Below are 10742 nucleotides of genomic sequence, written 5' to 3'. Positions count from 1 at the left end.
CCGGTGATGTCGCGGCCGATCAGCAGCGCCTGGATCGACTCGGTGCCCTCGTAGGTGTGGATCGCCTCGATGTCGGCGAGGTGCTGCATGACCCCGTGCTCGAGCAGGATGCCGTTGCCTCCGAGCAGGTCGCGCGCGATCGCCGCGATGCGACGGGCCGCGCGCGTGTTGTGGTACTTCGCGAGCGACGCCTGCGTCGGGCGCAGGCCCCCGGACGTCTCGAGATCGGCGAGATGCCGGCAGTACAGCTGCATCCCGGTCAGCTCCTCCAGCATCTGCGCGAGCCGCTCCTGCACCATCTGCAGCTTCGCGAGCGGCTTGCCGAACTGCCGGCGCTGCGACGCGTACTGCAGCGCCGCCTCGTAGCACGCGGTCGCGTGGCCGAGCGCCGACCACGCGACGCCGGAGCGTGTCGCGGAGAGGACGGTCGAGGCGTCCTTGAACGTCCGCGCGCCCGGCAGGGCCGCGTCTAGCGGCAGCCTGACGTCGTCGAGCGCGATGTGCGCCTGATGGATGCCGCGCAGCGACCCCTTGCCGGTGATGACCGTGCCCCGGTAGCCCGGGGCCGACTGCTCCACGAGGAAGCAGCGCACGTTCCCGTGGTCGGGCGCGCCCTCGTCGTCGACGCGCGCCCATACGAGGGTGATGCCGCCAGACGCGCCGTTGCCGATCCACTTCTTCGTGCCGCGCAGCACCCATTCCTCGCCGTCGCGGCGGGCGACGGTCTCGAGCGAGACGGCGTCGGAGCCGTGATCGGGCTCGGTGAGGGCGAATGCGGCGAGCACCTCGGCGCGCGCGACCGGCCGCAGCCACCGCTCCTGCTGCTCGGGGCTGCCGTGCAGTGCGAGCGTGCGCAGCGCGAGCCCGCCCTGGACGGCGACGACGGTGCCGAGCGAGCCGTCGCCCCGCGAGACCTCCATCGTGACCAGGCCCGCGGCGAGCGGAGAGAACGGCGTGACGAGCGGGTGCTCCACGCCGTCGTTCAGGAGATCGAGCTCGCCCAGACGGCGCACGAGGTCGAGGGGGTAGTCGGCGGCATCCCACGCGGCGTGCATGCGGTCGCCGACCTCGTCGACGAACGCCTGCGCGCGCTGCCACACGGCGCGGTCGGCGTCGGGGATGTCGGCGAACACCGCGTAGTAGTCGGTGCCGAGGCGCTGGGACACGTCGTAGGCCGGGACGGCCTCACCGGGGAGGGTCATGCGGCCAGGCTACCTGATACGGAGTATCACAGAACCCGGCACTGAGATGCATCCGGGCATGCGCGGATGCCTCACCCCGCCACGCCCGCGCGTACGCCGACTCACTGCGCTCGCGTCGGGTCACTGTGCTGCACCGCAGTGACCGGGCGCGGACGCAGTGAGTCGACGGAACGGGGAGTGACGCCGGACCGAGGAGAGACTGCCGACGTGTGAGACTCAGTCGAGTTCGGTGCGGAGGCGACGGGCGACCTCGGCGGCCGGCATCCGTCGCGGGAAGACCGCCACCACGACGTCGTCCGCCGCCGCGGGCACGCCGTCGGGATGCACGCCGAACCGGCGCAGCACGTCGTCGTAGGCCGACGTCAGCACCGACACCGGCACCCGCTTGCCGCCGCGGAGCAGCCGCCGCAGCACGTGGTTGTGCACCGCGGTGACCGTCGCGGCGAACGCCACGGCGTCGAGCGGGTCGAGGCCGGGCAGGGCGCCGCGCAGGTACTCGTCGAAGAGGCGCTCGTACTGGAACACCGCGATGATCTCGCGGTCGCGCAGCGCCGGCACGTCGCGCACGATCGAGTACCGGCGGCGGGCCAGCTCGGGGTCGGCGGCGAAGTGACGGAAGACCAGCACGGATGCCGCGCACACGGCCGACCACGGATCGTCGTGCGGCTGCCGCAGGAACTGGCGCAGCTGCTCGAGGAGCAGCTCGTGGTCGGCGAACACGACGTCGTCCTTGCCGCCGAACTGGCGGAAGAACGTCGAGCGCGACACCCCGGCCGCCTGCGCGATCTGCTCCACCGAGGTCGCCTCGAAGCCCTGCGTCGCGAACAGCTCGAGAGCGGCGGCGACGACGGCGTTTCGGGAGGAACCGGGACGAGCGCTCATGTCGGGATGAGCCTAGCGGGCACGGGAGGGGGCGAGGGCGGATGCCGGGAGCCCGGGCCGCGCGGCCGCCGCCGTCGCGCGGAGCCCTGGGACCGCGGCGGCGTCGCGGGGTCCGGCGACCTTCCTGCGCTCCCGCATTCCGGTACTAAGCTGGGGAATCGGTCGACAATCTCGACATCTCCGACATATCGGCGCCGACGGCGGCGCCTCCGCTCGCTCCCAGCGAAGGACGGCACGTGGACCTCTACGAGTACCAGGCACGAGACCTATTCGAGAAGTACGAGGTGCCGGTGCTCGCCGGTCTCGTCGCGGACACCCCCGAGGAGGCGAAGGCCGCGGCCGAGCGACTCGGCGGCGTGGTCGTCGTCAAGGCGCAGGTGAAGACCGGCGGCCGCGGCAAGGCCGGCGGCGTCAAGGTCGCCAAGAACCCCGACGAGGCGTACGAGGCCGCGAAGGCGATCCTGGGCCTGGACATCAAGGGCCACGTCGTCAAGCGCGTCATGGTCGCCGCCGGCGCCCGCATCGCGCGCGAGTTCTACTTCTCGGTGCTGCTCGACCGCGCCAACCGCTCGTACCTGTCGCTGTGCTCGGTCGAGGGCGGCATGGAGATCGAGCAGCTCGCGGTCGAGAAGCCCGAGGCGCTCGCCCGCGTCGAGGTCGACCCGCTCACCGGCATCGACGCCGCGAAGGCGCTCGAGATCGCGAAGGCCGCGAACTTCGACGACGAGCTCGCCCCCAAGGTCGCGGACGTGTTCGTGAAGCTCTTCCAGGTCTACAAGGGGGAGGACGCGACGCTCGTCGAGGTCAACCCCCTCGTGCAGACCGAGGACGGCGACATCATCGCCCTCGACGGCAAGGTCTCGCTCGACGACAACGCCGAGTTCCGGCATCCCGGGCACGCCCTCCTCGAGGACAAGGCCGCGACCGACCCGCTCGAGGCCAAGGCCAAGGAGAACGACCTCAACTACGTCAAGCTCGACGGCGAGGTGGGCATCATCGGCAACGGGGCGGGCCTCGTGATGTCGACGCTCGACGTCGTCGCCTACGCCGGCGAGAACCACGGCGGCGTCAAGCCCGCCAACTTCCTCGACATCGGCGGCGGCGCCTCGGCCGAGGTCATGGCCGCGGGCCTCGACGTCATCCTCGGCGACCCGCAGGTCAAGAGCGTGTTCGTGAACGTGTTCGGCGGCATCACCGCGTGCGACGCGGTCGCCAAGGGCATCGTCGGCGCGCTCGCCGAGCTCGGCGCGGCGGCATCCAAGCCCCTCGTCGTGCGCCTCGACGGCAACGCCGTCGAGGAGGGCCGCCGCATCCTGCAGGAGGCGAACCACCCGCTCGTGACCCTCGCCGCGACCATGGACGAGGGCGCCGACAAGGCCGCCGAGCTCGCCAACGCCTGAACCCGGACCGAATCAGGAAAGCCAGAGAAATGTCGATCTTCCTCAACAAGGACTCCAAGGTCATCGTCCAGGGCATCACCGGCGGCGAGGCGACCAAGCACACGGCGCTCATGCTCAAGGCGGGCACCCAGATCGTCGGCGGCGTCAACGCGCGCAAGGCCGGCACGACGGTGCTCCACAAGGACGCCTCGGGCGCCGACGTCGAGCTTCCCGTCTTCGGCTCGGTCGCCGAGGCGATCGAGCAGACCGGCGCCGACGTCTCCATCGCCTTCGTGCCGCCCGCGTTCACCAAGAGCGCCATGGTCGAGGCGATCGACGCCGAGATCCCGCTGCTCGTGGTCATCACCGAGGGCGTGCCGGTCGGCGACACCGCCGAGGCATGGGCGTACGCGACCGCGAAGGGCAACAAGACGCGCATCATCGGCCCGAACTGCCCCGGCATCATCACGCCCGGCGAGTCGCTCGTGGGCATCACGCCGGCGAACATCACCGGCGCAGGTCCCATCGGCCTCGTGTCGAAGTCGGGCACGCTGACCTATCAGATGATGTTCGAGCTGCGCGACCTGGGCTTCTCGACCGCGATCGGCATCGGCGGCGACCCGGTCATCGGCACGACGCACATCGACGCGCTCGCGGCGTTCGAGGCCGACCCCGGCACGAAGGCGATCGTCATGATCGGCGAGATCGGCGGCGACGCCGAGGAGCGTGCGGCCGACTTCATCAAGGCCAACGTGACCAAGCCGGTCGTCGGCTACGTCGCCGGCTTCACCGCGCCCGAGGGCAAGACGATGGGCCACGCCGGCGCGATCGTCTCCGGCTCGGCGGGCACCGCGCAGGCCAAGAAGGAGGCCCTCGAGGCGGCCGGCGTGCGCGTCGGCAAGACGCCGTCCGAGGCGGCCGCGCTCATGCGGGAGATCGTCGAGTCCCTGTAAGGGGTTCTGCGAAGGGGGCGGATGCCGCGGCATCCGCCCCCTTCGTCGTGCCGTGCCGCCGGGTGCGTCGGCGCGGTGCGCACGCTGTCTCGCGGGAGGCCGTCGTCACCGGGAGGTCTCGCGGCCGCGGCCGCGGTCGGTGTCGCTCAGCCCAGGCCGGTGAGGTCGAGGAGCGCGCGGTCGTACGCGGCGACGCGGATGTAGTCGTTGTGGGTGACCACGACGAACGGACGGTCCGTCCGGTCCACCTCCTCCGCGTACCGGTCGACCCCGTTCCTCCACTCGACGCCGTCGCGCGTGACCGAGGGCGCTCCCGAGACGGCGGGGAAGCCGAGATAGTCGGTGAGCCGCCACAGGCTGATCCAGCGCACACCGGCATCCGGCAGCAGCGAGCCCTGCAGCCGGTCGATCGTCCCCGGCGACGGCGGTGACGCCCAGCTGCGCGCGTCGTGGTCGGCGTCCTGCGACCAGGGATCCCTCCGCCACGGGCGAGGTGCGCGGGCCGGATAGGTGCCGAGCACGGCCGGGCCCACGAGCTCGGGGAGCAGCCGGCCGAACAGCACCCGCAGCTGCACGCCGAACGTCAGGAGCGACACGCGCCGCATCGCGTCCCTCTCCTCGGCGGGGGAGGCGTAGGTGGCCGACAGGAGGGCGAGCGCCGCGACCGCGATCACGCCGCCCATGCTGTGCGCCGCGAGCACGGCGCGGCGCTCGGGGTCTCCGTCCAGCCAGTCGTGCAGCCGTTGCGCGACATGCGGGACCGCGCGCTCGGCGTAGCACGGCGGCCCGAACGGCTGCGCCGTGCGCGGCAGGAAGCAGGTGATGTCCCACACGATCGCCACGAGTCCCGGCGTCGGCCACAGGACGCCGAACGCGGCGACGATCACGGCGAGCGCGAGCCCCACGACGGCGATGGCCCCCACCATGAACCCGATGCACCACTCGAGCACGGGGTCGGCCGGTGCGGCCTGAAGCCGATCGACGGGTGAGAGCGGGGGGATGCTCCATGCGATCACGACCGACACGACGACCGCTGCGGCGCCGAACGCGGCGAGGACCGCCACCACGGGCTCCATGACGTGCACGAGCGACGCGAGCCGGCGACGTCGGGCGACCTTCTTCGTCAACTCGTCGTCGACCGCCGGGGGCTGCCACGACGTGATCCGCTCGGAGAACGACCGGCCGAGCGCGCACAGCGCGGTGGCCGCCACGAACAACAGGAACGGGATGAGGGCGAAGGCGATGGCGCCGCCCGCGATGAGGAAGACCGTCGGCACGATCAGGCCGTCCGAGACGCCGAGGAGCGCACGACTGAGCAGCCGGGGTCCGTCGAGCCCCGCTGCAGCGATGCTCGCGATCGAGATGACGGCGGCGCTCGTGAGCATTCCGAGCGTGAGCGACACGGTCATGAACACGGCGGGCGCATTGCCGTGCCACGCGGTGCCCGGCCGGTGGCCCCCGCGCCACAGCAGACCGCTCAGGGCGATCGCCGACCCCAGCGAGACGAGGACGAGCGGCGGGAACCCGGCCGTCACGAGCGGGCCGGGCAGCGGACCGGTCGCGTTCCACAGCAGCACCACGAGAGCGAGCGCGGTGGCGAGCGAGACGCCGAGGAGCGTCCAGCTCACGATGCCCGTCCAGCGCGGGGCTCCGACGACCGCCGACGACACGCGTCCGGTCGGCAGGACCACGGTGACCGCGATCGTCGCCGCCAGCGCGATCGCGGCCGCGATCGTCACGGCCCACAGTCCGGACGCCTGCGGCGGCTCGGCGGACCTCACGGCGGCATGCAGCGCGACCTCGCCCGCCGTCAGCGCGACGGCGGCCGCGAAGTGGACGAGCCCCAGGCTCGAGGTGACCTGGTTCGACCAGAACGCGGGCTGTCGCAGGAAGGGCGCGCGCGTCTCGGCGGCGGCGTCCTGAGCGGACCGCGCGTTGTCGCCGATCGCACCGGGCATGACGTGCAGCCGGTCGTAGCGGCGCCGTGCGACGCGCGCGAAGAACACGAGGAGGAACACGGTCAGGACCGGGAGGAGCGCCGCCACGGCCAGGACGCGTCCGGCGGTGAGGGCGTCCGCCGCCGTGTACCCCGTCACCCAGGTCCAGGCGCCCTTCCACGGGCCCGTGCAGACCGTTCCGCCGACGCATTGCAGGGCGAACATGTCGACGGCGACCGTGATGGCCGTCGACGCGAAGATCAGCGTCAGCACGAGTCCGAAGAGCCGCGCCGCGCCCGCGGTGAGGCGCGCCCGGACCCGATCGGCGTCGGAGTCGGCGTCGGTCGTGAGGTAGCGGGTCCACATCGCCGCGTTCCCTATGCTCAGGGGGAGCACCAGCACCTGGAAGGCGAGGACGACCGCCCGCATCCAGCTGGAGGAGCCCGCGTCGTTGCGGACGAGCCCGCCCCACGAATAGGCCTCGCGACGGATGCCGGGTGGAACGTATCCTCGACGGCCCTTCGGCGGCGGGAGATCGGGCTGGGCGAGCCAGAACGACGACCTGGTGTCGCCCGCGACCTGCCGCACGTCGTAAGGGGGCAGATCGAGCAGGTCGGCGGGCTTCGTGTTGTTCACCCCGTGGACGCGCAGTTCCAGCACGCGTGGCGCGTCGGCATCCGTCATGGCCGCCTCCCCGATCGCCGTTGTGGTCACCGGAAGGAGCGCGGACGAACGGGATTGATACGCGAGCGGGCCGATCGCCCGACATCGCCCCGCGTGCGCGGTCCCGCCCGGTCCGCGCGACCGGGCTGCCGCACCGTCTCGGGCCGCGGGGGTGAGGTCTCGCGGCGGGTGTCAGCCGAGGCCGGTGAGGTCGCGGAGGGCGCGGTCGTAGGCGGCGACGCGGTAGTACTCGCCGTGGGTGCCGACCGCGACCATGTAGCCGCTCAGGTCGAGCTCCTCGGCGATGCGGTCGACCTCGTTGCGGAAGCCCGGATGCGCCCGCGCGGTGCTCATGGCGGGGAACCCGAGGTAGTCGGTCGGGCGCCACAGGCTCACCCACGGCACGCCGCCGGGCGGGAGGAGCGCCCCCTGGAGACATCCCACCGGCATGCCGCTGGGAGTCGTCGCGCCGCCCCACGCGATGCCGCCGCTGCCGGCCGCGCCGCTCGCCGTGGCACCGGCGGGGTCGTCGGCCGCCGTGCGGCGCGACCGGCGGCTCGTCGGTCCAGCGCCCAGGACGGCATCCGGGCCGGTCGTCCTCCGAGCGGCCGCGGCGAGCGGGTCGACGACCGCGGCCGGCTCGCTCGCGCCGCCCTGAGCGACGAAGTCGGCGTGCCAGGGATCCTCGGCGCGCACGCGCGGCGCGAGACACGGCTGCGTGTCGAGCTCCGCGGGTCCGAGGAGCTCGGGGACCAGCCGTCCGAAGAACGCGCGCAGCTGCACGCCGAACGTCAGCAGCGAGATGCGCGCCAGGTAGGGGCGCGTCGTCGACGTGCTGGCGAGCACCCCGAGCGCCGACACCGACAGCACCGCGCCCATGCTGTGGGCCGACAGCACGGCGCGGCGCGACGGGGCGCCGTCGAGCCAGTCCACGAGACGGCCGGCGATCTCGGGCACGGCCCGCACCGCGTAGGAGGGCGGCCCGAACGGATGCCCCGTGCGCGGCAGATAGCAGACGATGTCCCACACCATGCCGAGGGGACGGCTGCTGCGCGTCGCCGCCCCGAGGGCGAGCGCCGCGACGAGTCCGAGGCCGATCCATGCGAGCGCCGGCAGCGCGACGGCGAGGAACGTGCGCACGACGTGCGGCGAGAGCCACGGCAGGACACCCCACAGCGACACGTGCTGCGCGTAGGCCGACCAGGCCCAGACACAGCCGACCACGACGGTCGCCGACATGCACAGCGTGACGATCGCCCCGAGCGGCTCGGCGAGATGGGCGCGCGCGGCGAAGCGGCGCTTGGCCTCGATGCGTCCGTAGAGCACCTTCGGCGAGGGCGGGAGGACGCCTCCGTCGATCACGTGGATGTCGTCGGGCCCGGCCGGAGCGCCCCACGCCCGCGCTCTTGCGGTGACGTCGCGGCGCCCCGCGAGGGCGAGCCCCGCCCACACGAGCGCGACGACGAGGCCGACCGTGACCGCGGCGCCGAGAGCGACCCAGCAGCTCGAGACGACGAGGTCGGGCGCCGTGCCCGGGGGCTTCGCGGCGTCGCGCACGAGCGCCGCGGCGCCCTTCGCGCCATTGAGGAAGTCGCCCGCCGTGACCACGACGATCGAGCTCGTCGCGGTGCCGATCGCGAGCGCCACCGCCATCAGGACCCCCGGCCCGCAGCCGTTCCAGGCGGTGTGCCGACGGTCGCGCCGCGGGCGCCAGAACACGCCGCTCGCCGCGATCAGCGCGGCGAGCGACACGATGACGAGCGGGGTCACACCCGCGCCGTAGAGCCTTCCCGGTTCGCGACTGCCGGAGCGGTCGAAGAGGAGGGCGAGGAGGAGGGCGCCCAGGAGCACGAGCGACCCGAACAGCAGGAAGCGGCTCCAGCGGGCGCCCCAGCCGCCGTCGTCGTCCGGCACGATCGTCGTGGTCGGGGTCAGGAAGACGAACACGAGCGTCGTGAGCAGGCCCGCGGCCGCGACGACGGCGAGCGAGGCGAAGACGCGGAACGACCCGGATGCCGGGGCGTCCGACAGGCACGCGTCGTCGACGCCGAGCCCGTTGCAGTCCGAGTTCCAGACGATCGCCGCGTGCCCCGCGGTCAGCAGCACCGTGAGCAGCACGGCCGCCGCGAGGTGCAGGCGCGCCAGCGGCGCGGTGGACCGGTTCGACCAGAAGCCACGGCGCGCCAGCAGAGCGGTTGGGTCGGCGTCGGCGGCGCCGGAGGCCGAGGCGTCCTTCGCCGGGGGCATGCCGGGGAGGACGTCGTAGCGGACCCGCGCGATCTCGGACAGCATCCACAGCGCCAGCACCGCGCCGACCGGGACGAGGGCGAACAGTGCGAGCCGCTGACCCGCCGTCCAGGGCTCGAAGATGGCGAACAGCTCGGCCACCGGTGCGCACAGGGTCGGGTCGGCCGCGCACTGGAGCGCGCCCACGTCGAGCGCGATGGTCGTGCCGGTGCACGTGAAGAGCAACGTCAGCAGCACGCCGAACAGGCGCGTCGCCCCGGCGAAGCGGCGGACCCCGCGCTCGCGGGAGCTGTCGGGCGAGAGCCGCCACGACCACTGCGCCGCGTTGGCCAGGCTGAACGGCAGGATCAGGGCGTAGATGACCCGTGCGGCGACTCCGGCCACGACGCCGCCGGCCCCGACCGATCCGACGTCGGGCGTCGTGCGCACCATGCCGCCCCAAGAATACGCCTCGCGTTGAATGCCTTCGGGGACATACCCCCGTTTTCCGGGCGTGAGGCCGTCGAGAGCGGATGCCGTCGGTCGCCAGAAGCTGCCGAGCTTGTCGCCCGCGACGAGCTCGACGTCCTGGGGTCGGAGGTCGAGGAGGGAGGCGGCGGTCGTGTTGTTCACGCCGTGGACGCGCAGCTCGAGCACGTCGGGCGGCGTCGTGTCGTCGGCATCGTCGTGCGCCATGGCGCCTCCCGCTCACAGGCCCCCGTGGGCGCCATGCTAGCCCGCCGCCGCCGCGCCCGACAGGTCTCGAAGGCCGGTGGGGGAGGGCGCCCGGAAAGAGTCGGGAATTCTCCTTGTGCGCAGCGGCTCGCACGGGATACATTGCCCACGAGTACGTTCGGCAACCGCCGAGTCGCGCTCAGGGGGCTGGGGAACTCCGAAGAACTCGCGGGCAGGAAAGGCCCTCATGAGTCTTCGAGATTCGGGAGACGGAAGACGCGGCGGACGCCGCGGACGCTCCGTCGCGCGCCCCCGCGCTCCCCGCCGACTGCGCTCGATGCTCGTCGGGGCCCTCGCGCTCTCGCTCGCGATCGGTCAGCTGACCTGGGGTTTGCCGACTCAGGCGAGCGCCGCGGACGCCGGTGCGAACGCTCCCGTCCGTGTCGTCGCACCCGTCGTCGAGACACCCGATCCGGCCGAGCCGGCGGGTCCGGTGCAGACCGAGACCGTGGCAACCCCGGTCGAGGTCGTCGTGCCCGCCGACGCGGTCGTCGTCGACACGTCCGGCCGCGTGGTCACGATCGTCGTGCCCGGTGCCCCCGCGGCCCCCGCCGCGCCGTCGTCGCCGTTCGGCCCCAACTGCCGCCAGACGACGACCGGCTCGACCCCGTCGACCGGCGGCGGTTCGACGACCTCGTCGACGACGAGCACCAGCAGCACGAGCCTCACGTGCGGTCCGGGCACGGTCAATCCGGGCTCGATCGGCACCACGCCGACTCCGGCTCCGACCCCGACGATCCCGGGCATCCCGACGCCCACGCCCAC

General features: G+C 73.0%; 6 protein-coding genes and 1 pseudogene. 3 read left to right on the top strand and 4 right to left on the bottom strand.

All coding sequences use genetic code 11. The features are described from left to right. Both WML84_RS08905 and WML84_RS08900 read right to left on the bottom strand, forming a co-directional pair. On the bottom strand, positions 1-1202 hold a 1202-nt coding region (locus WML84_RS08905), incomplete at its 3' end, for an acyl-CoA dehydrogenase family protein (RefSeq protein WP_347345789.1). 216 nt (positions 1203-1418) lie between these two features. Beyond that, entirely contained in the window at positions 1419-2084 is a 666-nt protein-coding gene (locus WML84_RS08900) for a helix-turn-helix domain-containing protein (RefSeq protein ID WP_347345788.1), read from the bottom strand. Between the two features lie 236 nt (positions 2085-2320). Here WML84_RS08900 and sucC point away from each other — a divergent pair, with 236 nt between their 5' ends. Next, positions 2321-3484, top strand: a complete 1164-nt coding sequence (sucC, locus tag WML84_RS08895; RefSeq protein WP_347345787.1) for an ADP-forming succinate--CoA ligase subunit beta — start codon at positions 2321-2323, stop codon at positions 3482-3484. Between the two features lie 29 nt (positions 3485-3513). Next, positions 3514-4416 (top strand): succinate--CoA ligase subunit alpha, encoded by a 903-nt coding sequence (gene sucD, locus WML84_RS08890; RefSeq protein WP_347345786.1) that lies wholly within the window; start codon positions 3514-3516, stop codon positions 4414-4416. A gap of 146 nt (positions 4417-4562) precedes the next feature. Here sucD and WML84_RS08885 read toward each other — a convergent pair whose 3' ends face one another. Beyond that, complete coding sequence (locus WML84_RS08885) at positions 4563-7037, bottom strand: hypothetical protein (protein WP_347345785.1); 2475 nt, start codon at positions 7035-7037, stop codon at positions 4563-4565. A 171-nt stretch (positions 7038-7208) separates the two neighbouring features. Then, the gene (locus WML84_RS08880) at positions 7209-9938 is read right to left on the bottom strand and encodes a hypothetical protein (RefSeq protein ID WP_347345784.1); all 2730 of its coding nucleotides are present in this window, start codon (positions 9936-9938) and stop codon (positions 7209-7211) included. A gap of 316 nt (positions 9939-10254) precedes the next feature. Between WML84_RS08880 and WML84_RS08875 the strand changes: the two are divergent. After that, positions 10255-10742: pseudogene (locus WML84_RS08875) on the top strand (hypothetical protein); the annotation flags it as partial.

Origin of the sequence: Microbacterium sp. (assembly GCF_039812165.1) — a bacterium.
Lineage (GTDB): Bacteria > Actinomycetota > Actinomycetes > Actinomycetales > Microbacteriaceae > Microbacterium.
This window is presented reverse-complemented; position numbering and strand designations above follow the sequence as displayed.